Annotated in this window: 9 protein-coding genes; 8 read left to right on the top strand and 1 reads right to left on the bottom strand. The window is 55.0% G+C overall.

All coding sequences use genetic code 11. The annotated features are described in order from the left end of the window. Positions 1 to 296: 296 nt before the first annotated feature. From pilG to ONV78_RS13455, 8 genes are all read left to right on the top strand, one after another. Positions 297 to 683: a twitching motility response regulator PilG gene (gene pilG, locus ONV78_RS13490; protein WP_011394528.1), complete on the top strand. Its 387-nt coding sequence runs from the start codon at positions 297 to 299 to the stop codon at positions 681 to 683. Positions 684 to 742: 59 nt separating this feature from the next. Further along, the gene (gene pilH / locus ONV78_RS13485) at positions 743 to 1,105 is read left to right on the top strand and encodes a twitching motility response regulator PilH (RefSeq protein WP_011394527.1); all 363 of its coding nucleotides are present in this window, start codon (positions 743 to 745) and stop codon (positions 1,103 to 1,105) included. A gap of 18 nt (positions 1,106 to 1,123) precedes the next feature. Further along, positions 1,124 to 1,666, top strand: a complete 543-nt coding sequence (locus tag ONV78_RS13480) for a chemotaxis protein CheW (RefSeq protein ID WP_127968179.1) — start codon at positions 1,124 to 1,126, stop codon at positions 1,664 to 1,666. Between the two features lie 77 nt (positions 1,667 to 1,743). Next, the gene (locus tag ONV78_RS13475) at positions 1,744 to 3,810 is read left to right on the top strand and encodes a methyl-accepting chemotaxis protein (RefSeq protein WP_216738881.1); all 2,067 of its coding nucleotides are present in this window, start codon (positions 1,744 to 1,746) and stop codon (positions 3,808 to 3,810) included. Positions 3,811 to 3,874: 64 nt separating this feature from the next. Further along, positions 3,875 to 4,768 carry a CheR family methyltransferase gene (locus ONV78_RS13470; protein ID WP_279503765.1) on the top strand — a complete coding sequence of 298 codons (894 nt, stop codon included), beginning with the start codon at positions 3,875 to 3,877 and terminating at the stop codon, positions 4,766 to 4,768. 11 nt (positions 4,769 to 4,779) lie between these two features. Further along, on the top strand, positions 4,780 to 12,960 hold the full coding sequence (locus tag ONV78_RS13465) for an Hpt domain-containing protein (protein ID WP_279503763.1): 8,181 nt from the start codon (positions 4,780 to 4,782) through the stop codon (positions 12,958 to 12,960). Positions 12,961 to 12,964: 4 nt separating this feature from the next. Next, entirely contained in the window at positions 12,965 to 14,011 is a 1,047-nt protein-coding gene (locus ONV78_RS13460; RefSeq protein WP_279503761.1) for a chemotaxis protein CheB, read from the top strand. A 136-nt stretch (positions 14,012 to 14,147) separates the two neighbouring features. Next, positions 14,148 to 14,618 (top strand): chemotaxis protein CheW, encoded by a 471-nt coding sequence (locus ONV78_RS13455; protein ID WP_279503759.1) that lies wholly within the window; start codon positions 14,148 to 14,150, stop codon positions 14,616 to 14,618. A 49-nt stretch (positions 14,619 to 14,667) separates the two neighbouring features. Here ONV78_RS13455 and malE read toward each other — a convergent pair whose 3' ends face one another. Further along, positions 14,668 to 15,897: a maltose/maltodextrin ABC transporter substrate-binding protein MalE gene (malE, locus tag ONV78_RS13450; protein ID WP_279503757.1), complete on the bottom strand. Its 1,230-nt coding sequence runs from the start codon at positions 15,895 to 15,897 to the stop codon at positions 14,668 to 14,670. Positions 15,898 to 16,228: the final 331 nt, after the last annotated feature.

Raw genomic sequence — 16,228 nt, 5'->3', positions numbered from 1 at the left:
TCCGGGCCCAAAGCCCACTTCTGTACTATCTTATTTTCTGTACTAGTCTGCTAATTAAAAGGTAGTCAGATTCCAATTGTTAAGGTTGTTAGTGGTTTTGTGACATTTATACACAAAGATTTTCTTTGCCTTACTGGGCATCTGAACTATAAATAGTATTTACTTATAGATTGCGTTGTAATTCTATGTTAAAAAAGCCATTAACATGTCTGACGCCGCTTTCCGACGTAAATCAGCCAGCCGAATTAGTGACTCACACAACGAAAACATGACCTCATTACCAGGGCCATATTGAGATGGAAGATAACTTTGAAAACCTCAAAATTATGGTGATTGACGATAGCAAGACGATTCGTCGTACTGCCGAAACGCTTCTAAAAAAAGTCGGCTGCACTGTAATTACCGCGACAGACGGTTTCGACGCCTTGGCAAAAATCGCCGATTCTCACCCGGACATCATTTTTGTCGATATAATGATGCCCCGGCTCGACGGCTACCAGACCTGCGCGCTTATCAAAAACAACAGCGCATTCAAGAGCACTCCCGTTATCATGCTGTCAAGCAAAGACGGACTCTTCGACAAGGCCAAGGGACGCATTGTGGGGTCGGACCAGTATTTGACCAAGCCTTTCAGCAAGGACGAACTACTGGGTACAATTCGAAATCATTTGCCGAAGAAATGATGTCAGTTTATTAAGCTACACTTTTTTTACAGGGTTACACATGAGTTTTCGGGGGAATTATGGCTCGCATACTTATCGTAGATGATTCGCCAACTGAGGTCCGCAAGATCTCAAGTATTCTGGAAAAGCATCAACACGAAATCTTAACCGCCGACAACGGCGCCGACGGCGTGGCGCTCGCCCGTTCGGAAAAACCTGACCTTGTCCTGATGGACGTCGTTATGCCCGGATTGAACGGATTCCAGGCGACTCGTCAGCTGACTCGCGCAGAAGAAACCGCCAATATTCCGGTGGTTATCGTCACTACCAAAGACCAGGAAACTGACCGGGTATGGGGTACGCGTCAGGGAGCCAAGGGCTATCTGGTCAAACCTGTCAATGAAAGCGATCTGATCAATACGATCAACGAGCTCATCAGATAGGCGGAGCCACTTTTTATCATGTCAATTACTACGGACCCGTTTGCCGTACTTGCCGAGATTGAAGCCAAGAGCAAGGCCTTAGCAGAGGGTTTGCCTGCGCAGGAAGACGTCATTGAGTTATGGAACGGAATCGGTTTCTCTCTGGCTGGACTTAACTTCGTCGCAGCAATGGGAGAGGTGGTTGAAATCCTCCCGGTCCCCCGTTTCACACAGATTCCAGGCGTTAAAACCTGGATGCAGGGCGTCGCCAACGTACGTGGGCGGCTTCTTCCTATAATGGACCTGACTTCTTTCTTCGAGCTGCCGCAACAAACCCGCAGCACGAGAAACAGGCGCGTACTGGTCATTGAGCAGGGCGATGTTTTCAGCGGCCTGATAGTGGACGGCGTGCTTGGCATGCAGTACTTCCCGGTGGACAGCTTCCAAAAGGACGCTCCGGATATCCCGGAAGTGCTGAGACCTTACGTAAGCGGCTTTTACGCCCGTAGTAACGAACGCTGGATTGTATTCGATACGACCAGTCTGGTGGCAGATTCCAATTTCATAAACGTAGCGCAGTGAGAAATCGCTGCGCAGCTATTACAGCGTCTGCTACGCTGTTAGATGGTTAGAGTTGAAAAGGCTGGGGAGCCAAAGCAATGATATCAATATCTGGAAAAACTTCGTCCGGACAGGGTGCGAACCCTATTCAGCTAGCCATGTATGGCGTGGTGATTGTGGCGGTAATCGCCCTTCTCTACGTTATATTTACGGTAAACCTTAACGCGAGTCAGGATAAGACCTACATCAGTTACGCTTCCGAGCTGCGGGTACTTTCTCAGGAGATCGCAAAGAACTCCTCGGAGGCCGCGGACGGTAAATCGCAGGCTTTCGAAGAATTGCGCCGCTCCCGGGACGACTTCCAACGCTTGTGGGATTATCTGACCAAAGGCAATCCCGAGCGTAACCTGCCTGCTGTAGAAAGCGTGCAGATGTCTAACGTAACCGGCCTGTGGGACGACGTACGTGAGGCGGCGGACCAGATCCTCGGCTCCAAAGACACCGTTCTGCAGTTGCACCAGGTCGCCATCACACTCAACGACACCATTCCCCAGCTACAGGTTGAGTATGACGACGTTGTACAGATTCTTTTGGAAAACAACGCGCCCGCCGATCAGGTCGCGGTAGCCCAGCGTCAGTCACTGCTGGCGGAACGTATTGTACGAAGCGTTAACAAGGTACTCGCCGGTGGCGAGGACGCGGTAACCGCTGCCGACCGTTTCGGCCGCGACGTAAACTTGTTCGGTCGCGTACTGAACGGGATGGTCGAAGGCAACCAGGTTATGGGCATCACCAAGGTGGCTGACGAAGACGCGACTTTCGGTCTGGAAGCCATCGCGGAACTGTTCGAATTCGTTAACGAAAACGTAGACACCATTCTTGAAACGTCCCCTGAACTGTTCCGGGTGCGTGAAGCTGCGAACAACATCTTTGAGAAATCTCAGGCGCTGTTGACCGAGACTTCCAAACTGAACGAAGTATTCCAGACTCAGGCTGAAGGCCGTCTGGTTAGCGACCAGTTGGGTTACGCCCTGCTGTTCCTCATCATCGTTGCGATTTTGATCATCTTCTACATTGGTTCTCAGGAATCCAAAAAGCGTTACGAAAAAGAGGCTTCTCAGAACGAACAGAACCAGAACGCGATCCTGCGACTGCTGGACGAACTGGCCGACCTCGCGGACGGCGACCTGACTACAGAGGCGACGGTAACCGAGGACTTCACGGGAGCCATCGCCGACTCCATCAACTTCGCGATCGACCAGATGCGTCAGTTGGTAACCTCCATTAACGAAACCGCTGTACGGGTAGCGGGCGCAGCCCAGGAAACCCAGGCGACTGCGATGCATCTGGCCGACGCTTCCGAGCACCAGGCACAGGAAATCGCTGGCGCATCCGCGGCGATCAACGAAATGGCCGTCTCTATCGACCAGGTATCTTCCAACGCCGCCGAATCAGCAGCGGTTGCGGAGCGGTCGGTTGCGATCGCGAAGAAAGGCGCAGAAATCGTACAGTCTACTATTCGCGGCATGGATAACATCCGTGAGCAGATCCAGGAAACTTCCAAGCGGATCAAGCGTCTGGGTGAATCATCTCAGGAGATCGGGGATATCGTATCGTTGATCAACGACATTGCCGACCAAACCAACATTCTGTCTTTGAACGCTGCAATCCAGGCATCTATGGCCGGTGACGCAGGTCGAGGCTTCGCGGTTGTTGCGGACGAAGTACAGCGCCTTGCGGAACGTTCCTCTGCAGCGACCAAGCAGATTGAAGCACTGGTAAAAACCATCCAGACAGACACCAACGAGGCGGTAATCTCCATGGAACAAACCACCGCAGAGGTGGTGCGTGGAGCGCGCTTCGCACAAGACGCGGGTGTCGCCCTGGAAGAAATCGAGAACGTATCGAAAAACCTTGCGGACTTGATCCAGAACATCTCGAACGCAGCACGTCAGCAGTCGTCTTCCGCAGGTCACATTTCCAATACGATGAACGTTATCCAGGAAATCACCTCGCAGACTTCCGCAGGTACGAACGCGACAGCGAAGTCCATCGGTAAACTGGCGGAACTGGCAAACCAGCTGCGTAACTCTGTAGCAGGTTTCAAGCTGCCTGACCAGGTAGGTCACAGCAACGAGGAAGACCTGGACATCGACGCCGCCTAATCTTGTGTTGATGTACCAATGACCTATCGTCCGACAACAGCAAGGACACGACTAAGGCGCCACTATGGCGATCAATGATGGCACTGAAGTTGAGGGATCATGGAGTTTAAAAACCCTGCCGCCAATGGAAGATCAGGAATTCTTCCGGTGGCAGGCGTTGCTGGAAAAGCGCACTGGAATGAACTTGCCAATACAGCGCAAGACATTTCTGCAGACCAGCTTGGGCATTCGGATGCGGGAAATCGGCTGCCCCTCCTATCAGGAGTACTTTCACAAAATCGTTGACAGTCCATCCGGCGTCGTCGAATGGGCCATCCTGGTAGATCGGCTGACGGTTCAGGAAACCCGGTTTTACAGAGACGAAGATGCGTTTGGATTGGTCAAGGATTATCTGCTGACCCGGCCGGTTGAATCACTGGCCAAGTCCACCATCGAAGCCTGGAGCGTTGGCTGCTCAACCGGAGAAGAGCCTTACACGCTGGCCATGATCATCGAAGAGTGTCTTGAAGCTCTGGGACTGGCCAAGTACTACGGCGTTACCGGCACGGACATATCCTCGCCGGTGCTGGAGAAGGCGCGAACCGCTGTTTACCCGGCACGCAAACTGGTCACCCTGAACGAAGAACGCAAAGAGAAATTTTTTGAAAAGCGTAACGGGAATCTCTACGCAGTTATCCCGCGCTTGAAAGAGAGAGTGTGTTTTGCAAGGGTTAACGTGCTTAACCTTAAAGACGCGCCGATGCATGGCATGAACATTATCTTCTGCCAGAACTTATTGATTTATTTCAGACGCTGGCGGCGGAAGGAAATTCTTAACCGCTTGGCTGAACGCCTGGTGCCAGGTGGCATTCTGGTATTGGGACTGGGAGAAATCGTTGACTGGACCCACCCTCTTTTGCAGCGGGTCGGAAGTGACAAAACTCTCGCTTTTATCAGGCGAAACGAGCGCAACAGTTAATTGGAGAAGTTATGGCGGGCAACCATGACTATGTAGCTCTTGATTGGGTTAAGGGCGAAATCGACAGTACACTTAAGCAAGCGCAGTTAGCGCTTGAGGACTACGTCAACAACACTGAAGACAGCGCCAAATTACGCTTTTGTCTGAACTACATACATCAGGTCCATGGAACTCTGCAGATGGTCGAGTTCTATGGCGCCGCCTTGTTGGCGGAAGAAATGGAGAAGTTGGCGCAGGCAGTCCTGCAGGAAACCGTTCCGCACCCCGATGAAGCCATCGAAGTGCTGATGCGGGCGATTCTGCAACTGCCTAACTATCTTAACCGCCTGCAGTCAAGCCGGCGCGATCTGCCCGTCATTCTGCTGCCGATTTTGAACGACCTGCGCGCTTCGCGCGGTGAATCGCTGCTTTCCGACACATCACTGTTCACCCCTGACCTTTCCATGGCTCGCGTCGCGGCGCCGCCAGGAGTGAACCAACGCCTGCACGACGACAAAGTCATCATGCAGTTGCGCAAGTTACGGCAAATGTATCAGTTCGCCCTCGCCGGAGTTATCCGCGAAAGCGAGCTGCCGGCTAACTTCAGCTATATGGGCAAGGTATTCAAACGCCTTGAGTCCCTCTGCCGCGATACCGCGCAAGGACAGATCTGGCGGGTTGCTCATGCCTTCATCGAAGCCTTGGTGAATAACGGCATCGACCTGTCTTCCGCGATCAAGAACCTGTTGCGCGCGCTGGATTACCGCATCAAGAAAGTCATTGATGAGAACATCGACATTCTGGTGCAGGCGCCGCCTGAAGATTTACTGAAGCACTTGCTCTACTACGTCGCTCGTTCCGACGCCCGCACCCCCGCCATAGAAGGCGTGCGTGAAGATTACCGTCTGGATCAGGCTCTCCCCAGCGACGAAGAAGTGGATATCGAGCGTCAGAAAATGTCCGGCCCGGACAAAGGCGCGATTGAATCCGTAGTAGAAGCGCTTAACGAAGAGCTGGCCCGGGTTAAAGACCAACTGGACCTGTTCGTCCGGGGCGAATTCAAAGATAGCAGCGACTTGGCGGAGCTGTTGCCGGGACTGCATCAGGTCGCCAACACCATGGCGGTTCTGGGTCTGGGTATTCCCCGCAAAGTGGTGCAAGAGCAGATCGATTTAATTGATACCCTGTCCTCTGGTACGGATACGCCGGACGACAACGTATTGATGGACATCGCCGGAGCGCTCCTCTACGTCGAAGCCACGCTTAGCGGCTTCAGCGACGACGCAGGCTCACAGCGCGCCAGCAGCGGCGACAACGCTGGCGGCGCAGCGATACCGAAAGAGCAGGTCGACAACGCTCACGAAGCAGTTATTCGTGAAGCCCGCAACGGCCTGGAGCAGGCGAAAACCGATATCGTCGAGTACATCGCCTCTCACTGGGATCGCTCAGAAATTGAAAGCGTGCCGAAGCTGTTGCAGAGCATCCGCGGCGGACTGCGCATTATCCCGCTGGAGCGCGCCGCCGATCTGTTGGACGCCTCCGCGCGCTATATCCAGGACCGGTTGCTCGACAGCGACCAGTCTCCAGACTGGAACCAGTTGGATACGTTGGCCGACGCCATCACCAGTATTGAGTACTACTTGGAGCGTCTGAGCGAAGGCAGCCAGGACAACGAGTTGATTCTGCAGGTTGCGGAAGAAAGCTTGGCGCAACTGGGCTATCCGGTGGGCGACGCCGTCGCCATCGCGCCGCAGACAGTGGCGGGCACCGCGCCGACAATGTCCGCGCCGCCCGAGTCGTCACGCGACAAAGCCTCCGACAAGGAGCTTATCGACGACGAAATCGTCGAAATCTTTGTCGAAGAAGCAGAAGAAGTTCTTGCGACCATTCACAATTATTTCCCCAGCTTCCAAAGCAATCCTGACGATCAGGTCGCCCTGGCGGAAATCCGTCGCGCATTCCATACCCTTAAAGGCAGCGGCCGTTTGGTCGGCGCCACCACGCTGGGCGAGTTGGCCTGGAGTGTGGAGAACATGCTTAACCGCGTGATCGACGGCTCCATTACCGCCACGCTGGAAATGTTCGAACTGCTGGAAGGCGTGATCAACAAGCTGCCTGAGCTGATTGAGCGCTTCAAGACTGGTCAGGAAATCAACGATGTAGATCAGTTCGTCGCTAAAGCCGAAGCGCTGGCCGCAGCCCGTCGCCTCTCCCGCGAGAAAAGTTCGGCGTCAGATATCGATTTGTCCGTCCCCAAAGAAGAGCCCGCTCCTGCTCCAGTTGAAGAGCCTGTAGCGGCTTCCGAACCAGAAGCGCCTGTTGTTGAAGAAACGCAGCCAGAGCCCATCGAGCCTCCGTCTATCCCTGAGCCTGTCGCTGAAACCGTAGAGGTTCCAGAACTGGAGGAAGAAGACGAAGATGACATGATCGATGACGAAATCATCGAAATCTTCGTTGAAGAAGCGGCTGAAGTACTGGACACCATTGGTCAGTACCTGCCCTCTTATGTGGCCAGTTACGACAATCAGGAAGCATTGATCGAAGTTCGCCGCGCCTTCCACACCTTGAAAGGCAGCGGTCGCCTGGTTGGAGCTACGCTCGTTGGCGAATTGGCCTGGTCTATTGAGAATCTGCTGAACCGTATCATCGACGGCACTATTTTCATGAGCCAGGATATTGGCGAGCTGATGCAGGCTGTGACCAAAATCCTTCCTGACCTTGTCGAAGACTTCAAACTGCGTCGTAAGCCCAGCCATAATACGCAACCGTATATGGATCAGGCTCACGCCATCGCCAAAGGCGAGATTCCCAAGCCTTTGAAGCTCGACCAGGACGTTTCCGCCAACGAGTCAGGCGAGCCGACCCTGGACATCGACCCGGCCCTGAAAGACATTTTTAAGGCAGAAACAGAAAGCCATCTTGAGACGCTGGCGACGTTCACCGCTAAAGCTGCCGCCAATGGCGAGCCTACGCCGATTACGGACGAAATCTCCCGCGCCATGCATACGCTCAAAGGCAGCGCCAATACCGCTGGCATTGAGCCTATCGCCACCGTAGTGGTGCCGCTTGAGAAGTTTGTCAAAGAAGCCCGCGCTCGCGGCGTCAGCGTGGACAGCGACATTCGCGAACTGTTGCAGGAAGGCGCAGGTTTTGTGCGTCGCGGCCTGGATCAAATAGAAAGCACGCCGCTGAAGCCGCTGGACGGCGCCAACGAATACCTGGAGAAGCTGGCTACCGTCAGCAATCGCATCCTGACCAACGCCGCGCAAAGTGATGTGCTGCAAGCCACCAGCAAGCCCGATCCACACCTGATCAATCTGTTCTTAACGGAAGGCGTTGATATTCTGCTGGACGCCGAGCGCATCCTTAACGAGTGGAGCCAGGACCCGAACTCCAAAGAAGATTTGAACAAGCTGGTCACTGAGCTGACCACCTTGTCCCGCGGCGCAGAAGTGGCCGGCCTGGAAGATGTCGCAGAGCTTTCCCGCGCGCTGGAAACTGCTTATGAGCTGGCGGAAGCTGGCGGCGCCAACACAGACGATCGTTTCTTCACTATCGCGAAACGCGGTCATGACGTGCTGATCAGCATGATGGACCAAGTTGCAGCGGGTCTCGCCACGCAGCCTGACGCATCATTGATTCAAGAGCTATACGCCCTGGCCAAGCCTGTTGAATCTGCGCCTGCTGAAGACGTTCCTCCCGTCGCGGAAGTCGCCGAAGAAGAAAACCTGGAACCAGTCGCCCACTCAGCGGATGACGAGATTCCTCTTCTGGACGACGTAATCATCGAAGAGGCGGAAGAAGACGATCTCGCCGAAGATATTAATTTTGATATTGGTCTGCCTGAAGAGCCGGAGGTGATTGAACCTTCAGCAAGCTTCATGGAGGAGATCGAAGAAACGCCTGCGCCTGTCGCTTCCGGCGGCGTAGTGTACGAACTGGACCCAGAGCTAGCGGATGTGTTCCTGCAGGAAGCCCAGGACATCATTCAATCCTCCGCGGATGTGATGCAGCAGTGGTCGCAGGATCTTCATAACATTGCGTTAGTTCAGCAATTACAGCGCGATCTGCACACTTTGAAAGGCGGCGCCAGACTGGCGGGCATTCCTCCTATCGGCGACCTCTCCCATGAGCTGGAAAGCCTGTTCGAAGGTATCGTAGAACAGCGCGTGACGCCGGATGAAGAAGCCAGCAACTTGTCTTTGCTGGCGCACGACACCCTGGCGGGCATGGTCGACTCCGTCACCGCCACGCGCACCTGTAATGACGCTCAGGATCTGATCGACGCTCTGCACGCTTATCTGTCCGGCGAGCGCTCGGCAGAAGACGAAGAGGATGAAGGCGACGAGGTTTCCTACGACGAAGCCAGTCTGCCGACAATGGATTTCAACGAAGAGGAAGAAATTCCTGTTCTTGAGGAAGTCGCGCCTCTTGATCCAGAAATGGTCGAAATCTTCCTTGAAGAAGCTCAGGACATTATCCAGCGCACCGGCGAGACCATGCACAGCTGGTCTGAAGAGCTGGGCAATCTGGAGCATTTGAAAGAACTGCAACGTGATCTGCATACGCTGAAAGGCGGCGCCAGAATGGCGGAGATCAAGTCCATTGGCGACTTGGCTCACGAGCTGGAAACGCTGTTTGAAAGAATGACAGAGGGCCGTCTGTCGCCAGAACCCGCCATGGTTGGTCTGGTGATGGAGTGTCACGACCGTCTGGCGGGCATGGTGGACGCCGTCGCCCAGAACCAGGTGGCCTCCCCTGCTCGCGACTTGATCGGCCGCGTTCATGACATGGCGCAAGGCGCTGGCCATCACTACGCGGATGGCGAAGACGACTATATCGTTGACGCACATCCAGAAGTGGAAGCAGCCATTGAAACGTCTTTGGAGCCCCAAGCGGATGAAACGGCTATAGAGCTGGAAGGTCTGGCGGACGCCGAAGAGATCACTGCAGAGCCTGCGCCGGTTGAAGAAGCGCCTATTGATAATCCAGTTTACGACATCAGTGATCTGGATCAGGAACTGGTCTCCATCTTCCTGGAAGAAGCCAATGAATTGGTGGACTCCACCGCCCGCAACCTGCAGAGCTGGTTGGGCGAACTCGAAAATATCGAGCATGTGAAGGAACTGCAACGCGCCCTGCATACGTTGAAAGGCGGCGCGCGTATGGCGGAAATCAAGCCTATCGGCGATTTGGCCCACGAACTGGAAACATTGTTCGAGGGTATTGTCGAAGGTCGTTTCCTGGCGGAACCGTCACTGTCTGACTTGATGCTGGCCTGCCATGACCGTCTGGCGGAAATGGTGGATAGCGTCACCAGCAACAGCCCGGTGCGCGCGGCGAATGATCTGGCCCAGCAAGTCATCAAATACTGCGCGCAACATGATCTGGCGGCGAAAGGCCCTCATGATCGCGAAGACACCATTTTGGACATCGAGCGCGAACAGCAGTCTCTGCTGGATTCCGCTCAGGAAACCAGCGACGAAGATCTGCGCAGCATATTCCTGGACGAATCCAGGGACATCATGGACGCAGTGATTGACTGCTTTGATCGCTGGAAAGCCAATCCAGATAACATTACGCCGGCGAAAGAGCTGGTTCGGGACCTGCAAACCCTGAACGGCGGCGCCAAGCTGGCGAATATCGACAGCGTGCATGCTCTCACTGAAGCGCTGACCGAGCGTATGGAGAGCGTCGTCGACGGCAAGCATCAGGTGCCTGACGAACTGATTACGCTGGTGGACCGCTCCATCCGTTACATCGGTCGCCTGCTGGATCAGATTGAACAACTGGAGCAACCAGAAGTTCCCAATGAACTGATCCGCGAACTGAAAGAAGTCGGCAGCGGCGAAGAACTGCCCGCCTCTGAGTTTGCGCTGGATGTCGACCCGGAAATCCTGCAAGTTTTCGTAGAAGAAGCGAATGAGCTGCAGGCCAGTCTGGAGCGCGAATTCAACGACTGGACCCGTGAGCCCCGCAACAGCGTACATGCGGACTCCATGTCCCGCGCATTGCATACGCTGAAAGGCGGCGCGCGTCTGGCGACCTTGACCAACATCGGCGACCTGGCGCAGGAAATCGAATCCGTCGTCAAAGAAGCTTATGACCACAAGCATGAGCTGGACGACGCCCTGCGCAGTGAAATCGAGATCCTGTTCAATCGCCTGAAGAGCGAAATCGGTCAGGTTAAAAACTTCTACAGCAGTCAGCAGGAAGCCGAAGTGGAAGCTGCAGCGGCGGAAGCGCCGAAGAGCGAACCTGAGGCCCTGGCTGAACGCATGGTGCAAATGCAACGTGAGCAAGCCGTTCCCGCTGTCAAAAAAGAAGAGCCGGCCAAAACCGAGATACAGCCCGCACAACCTGCGGCGCAACGTCAGGCGGCCGCGGAAACCGTCAGGGTCTCCGCCAACCTGCTCGACAACCTGGTTAACCTCGCGGGTGAAACCAGTATCACCCGTGGTCTGCTTGAACAGCAGATCAGTGACTTCACCTACACGTTGGAAGAGATGCAGTCCACCATCGACCGTCTGCGCGAGCAGTTACGTCGGATGGACATGGAGACGGAAGCTCAGGTTCTGTTCCGCATGGAAAAAGAAAGCGGCGTCAAATACGAAGACTTTGACCCGCTGGAAATGGACCGTTACTCCTCTATCCAGCAGTTGTCGCGAGCGTTAAGCGAGTCCTCCTCGGACTTGACCGACCTTCGTGAAACCATGATGGATAAGGCCCGTGACGCGGAAACCCTGCTGCTGCAACAATCCCGCATCAATACGGAGCTGCAGGAAGGGTTGATGAAAACCCGCATGGTTCCGTTCACCTCGATCGTGCCCAGGCTGCGCCGTATCATCCGGCAGGTAAGCTCCGAACTAGGCAAGAAAGCCGACTTCGAAGTGTACAACCCGGAAGGCGAGCTGGACCGTACTGTATTGGAGCGCATGCTGGCGCCGTTGGAGCACATGCTGCGTAACGCGATCGACCACGGGGTGGAAATGCCCGAGCAGCGTCGCGCCAAAGGCAAATCGGAAACCGGACGCATTGAGTTATCGGTAGGCCGTGAAGGCGGCGACGTCGTACTGATTCTTTCCGACGATGGCGGCGGCATCAACGTCGACGCGGTCAGAAATAAAGCCATTAAGAGCGGCTTGATCGACGAAGGTACGCACCTTAGCGATCACGATATGCTGCAGTTTATCTTCCAGGCAGGCTTCAGCACCGCGGAGAAAGTTACTCAGATTTCCGGACGCGGCGTTGGTATGGACGTTGTGGCCAGCGAGATCAAACAGCTTGGCGGACGCGTCACTATCGACTCCAAGCCCGGCCACGGCACGCGCTTTATCGTCCACCTGCCGTTCACGGTTTCTGTGAACCGGGCGCTGATGGTGAACACCGGCGAGGATTATTACGCGATTCCGTTGAACACAATTGAGGGTATCGTGCGCGTCAGCACCTACGAGTTGGAGGAGTACTACAAACCCAACGCGCCGCTGTACGAGTACGCAGGTCAAAAATATCGTCTGCAGTACCTGGGCAGCCTGTTGAAGAGCGAACACCATCCGAAACTGCAAGGTCAACCCCTGCCCTTGCCGGTCATTCTGGTGCGCGGCGGCGGCGATCAGCCTTTGGCCCTGCAGGTGGACAGCTTGATGGGCTCCCGCGAGATCGTTGTAAAAGGTCTCGGCACCCAGTTCTCTTCAGTACGCGGCGTCTCCGGCGCCACCATCCTGGGGGATGGTAGCGTGGTCGTGATTCTTGACTTGCCTGCGCTTATCCGCAGCGATATGTCTCACTACGGCCCAAGCCTCATTCCGACGCTCAAACCAGCCGGGGAGCCTGCGCGCGCAGCATCCGGCCCAACCACCGTTATGGTGGTGGACGACTCGGTTACGGTACGGAAGGTTACTTCCCGTCTGCTGGAACGGAACGGTATGGAAGTCATTACCGCGAAGGACGGTGTGGACGCGATCGCACTGTTGCAGGACCACAAACCGGACGTCATGTTGCTGGATATAGAAATGCCGCGTATGGACGGATTCGAAGTGGCGAGTCTGGTGCGTCACGACGAGCGCCTGAAAGATGTGCCGATCATTATGATCACCTCGCGTACCGGACAGAAACACCGCGAGCGTGCGATTTCAATCGGCGTTAACGAATATCTCGGTAAACCCTTCCAGGAAAAAATTCTGCTTGAGACGATAGAACGACTAGTGGAATAACTGGATGTCAGTGCAGGCTGCAAAAGTTGGCATTATTTCGGACTGCCCTTTACAGCGGCATATCATGCAAAGCGCGGTGGAAGGATACGGTTTTTCGGTGATCGCCAGCTGTGATCCTTCCCGGCTGAGCACGGAGCTCTTAGAGCGCCACGCCGCTGCCGAGGTATGGATCGTCATACTGACCGACGAAGACCGTTGGGCGGACGCCATTGATACGCTGATCGATCATAGCGAAGCCCCCGTCTTGTTCGGATTAGGGGAAGCGCCCAATAAGCACAGCCTCGATTACGCCAAGTGGGAGCGGCGCCTGTTCACCAAATTGGTGGAGTTGCTGGGCGAACCGCCCACACTTAACCAGGCCAGCGCATCTCTAACCGCACTGGAAGCTTCTCCTGGCGGTCCTTCCGCGCTGCCATTGCCTCATCATATCCGGCCCGGCGGCGTTAACGATCCAGTAGAAAGGGTATGGATTCTAGGCGCGTCTTTAGGCGGCCCCGCGGCGGTGAAGAGCTTTCTCGACTGCTTGCCATCAGGCCTGCCCGTCGCCTTCGTTTATGCTCAGCATATCGACCAGAACGCCGCCAATGTGCTGGTGCGGGTGCTAGGTCGTCATTCAGCCTTCGATCTGAAAGAAGTGCAGCACGGCGCGCGCCTGCATTACGGCGAAGTGGTGATCATGCCTGTCGACCACGAAGTGGTGTTCAGCGTTGAGGGAACGATGGAGGTCCGAGAAAACGCCTGGCCGGGTCCTTATGGACCGTCCATTGATCAGGTCATGTTGAATGTCGGCGGCTATTATAGCGGCCGTTGTAGTGCGATTATTTTTAGCGGCATGGGCAATGACGGTTCTCTCGCCGGCCCTCTGTTGCGCGCCTATGGCAGTCGTATCTGGTCACAGACTTCGGACACCTGCGCCAACAGCTCAATGCCGGACTCCGTCGCCGCGACGGGATGCGTGGAATTTCGCGGTTCGCCGCATCAGTTGGCGGAAAAGTTACTGAAAACCGTAGAGCTTGAGGAACTGGCGAAGCGCAAGCGCGGCCTGGCCTGACGTTCCCTAACCCAGTCTGTTAAGCTAGACTCAGACTGAAGCTCTATCGGCTTGGACCTGCGGCTGGTCCAGAGAAGATATTCGCGCCCGCCGTGAGACAGGCGCCGGTAAGACAAACGATTTCGAGGATAGATTCATGGTGGAGCAAACCTCCGGACAGATCTCCTGTTTACTGATTCCCGTACAGGGAAAGAACTTGCTATTACCCAACGCCAGCATCGCTGAAATCGTTGACTATCAGGCCCCGGAGCCCGTTGAAGACGGCGCGGACTGGTTCCTGGGCTATATCCGCTGGCGCGGTCTGCGTCTACCGCTGGTGTCTTATGACAAAGCCAATAAATCCGCCACAGGCGCACAATCCGCCCATACCCGGATCGCCGTCACCAATACCATTGGCGACAAGCATAAACAACTGCCATTCATGGCGTTCGTCACCCAGGGCCTGCCTCGTTTGATGAAAGTGCGGAGCGAAGAAGTCAGCGCCCACGAAAAAGCCGATCTGGGCCCTATGGACAAGATGATGGTGAAGGTCAGCGGCGAAGAGGCCATTATTCCTTCTCTGGAACAAATGGAGCTGCTCGCACTACAGGCGGTTTCCGCACGCTGATCGATTTACCGGGGCGCTCATGCGCCCCAGTCGTTTATAGAGTCAACGCTCAGCTTTCCTTATCTGAAAGATAGTGCCGCCGCCCCCAGCCTTTTAGTTCGTCAAGTTTCCGCAATCGATCCGCCATATCGTTCAGCGTTGCGCTGATCGCCGCCTCTCCTTTCAGCATCGCTGGCAACTTATAGGTAAATAATCCCCAGAAACGTTTCATTTCCGGCACATCCGGCATCAGCTCTCCTTTTTCAGCGGATACGAAGGTGTGGCGGATCAACGGATCAGCGGAAAGCTCTTTCATTAACTGAACATTGGCTACCGCGCCCAAGGGCTTGTCAGTATTTACTTTCTTTAGCCCCTCATAGGTCAGCAGATAGTCTTCCAGAAAACGCTGGGCCGCCTCTTTGTTTCTTCCCGCAGAATTGATTCCCGCCGCCAGCACGCCGACAAAAGGACGCCCTGGATGCTCCGCCGTCAGCCCGGGAATATAGTCCACGCCAAAATTGACGCCCGCGTCGCGAATCTCCCGCCATGACCAGGGACCATTGATAATCATCGCCACGTCGCCTTTCTTAAAGCCGTTCATCATAGAGCCGTAGTCTGCAGTCTTTTCCAGTACGCCCTGATCCAGGAGCTGCTTGATTGCTTGCACAGCATCGACAGAGCCACTGCTGTCAAAGCCGACGTCCGCCAGATTATAAACACCGTCGGACTTGCCAAAACTGTAGCCGCCGGCGCCAGCGATAAAAGGCCAGCTGAAGTAAGTATTCTTATAGTCCCACTCAATGGCTTTCTTGCCCTGTTTACGCAGATCGCGATCCAGCGCAATGACATCCTGTAGCGTACGCGGAGGCGCTTTCACCAGCGCCTTGTTATAGATCAGACTCACTGCCTCTATGGCGATGGGAAAGCCATATATATCATCGCCAACCGTCAGCGCCCGCCAAGTGAAAGGCGCTACGCTGTCGCGCATCTTTTGAGAGGGGGTAACCGGCTCCAGAAAGCCGTCATTGATCCAGGGACCAAAACGTTCATGGGCCCATATGACAATATCCGGACCTTGCGCCGTGGGCGCGAGGCGGTCGAATTGAACGGTGAGATCGTCCGGCGTCTCCACTTTCACTTTCATACCAGTGGCTGCGGTGAATGCGGCGCCCGCTTCGGCGACGCCTTGCGAGCCTTTGTCGGCTCCTATCCAGACAATGAGAGAGTCTTTTTCAAACGCGCAGGCGAAAGTGCTGACTAAGCATAACGCCAGTGTGAAAAGGTTCTTTAGCGCTGACATTCTTATTTTACCTCTGAAGTCTCACGGGGTTCGAAGTCTCGACCCGAGGACTCAGCGCGACCTTCCTGGCAATCCGGCATACGCCGGTTTCATTCCGCCCTGATTTATATTTTTATAATGCGGACGTCGACAAGCGCCTGTCGAACATCCAGCCAAGGATTATGGACCCTAAGCGGCGGTTTTGCATACAAGCAACCTTATAAAAACGCGAAATTTCGCTACTTTGGCGACCTGTTTCACGTCAGGCGCGGCGATGAACGCCGTTGACGGTTTCAGCGCAAGCTCAATTGTTATAACATTACATTTCTTACGCCTCCGCCGACGACGGCGC

It is taken from the genome of Hahella sp. CR1 (genome assembly GCF_029813005.1).
Classification (GTDB): Bacteria; Pseudomonadota; Gammaproteobacteria; order Pseudomonadales; family Oleiphilaceae; genus Hahella.
Note: the sequence above shows the minus strand (reverse complement) of the source record. Positions and strands in the feature narration are given on the sequence as shown.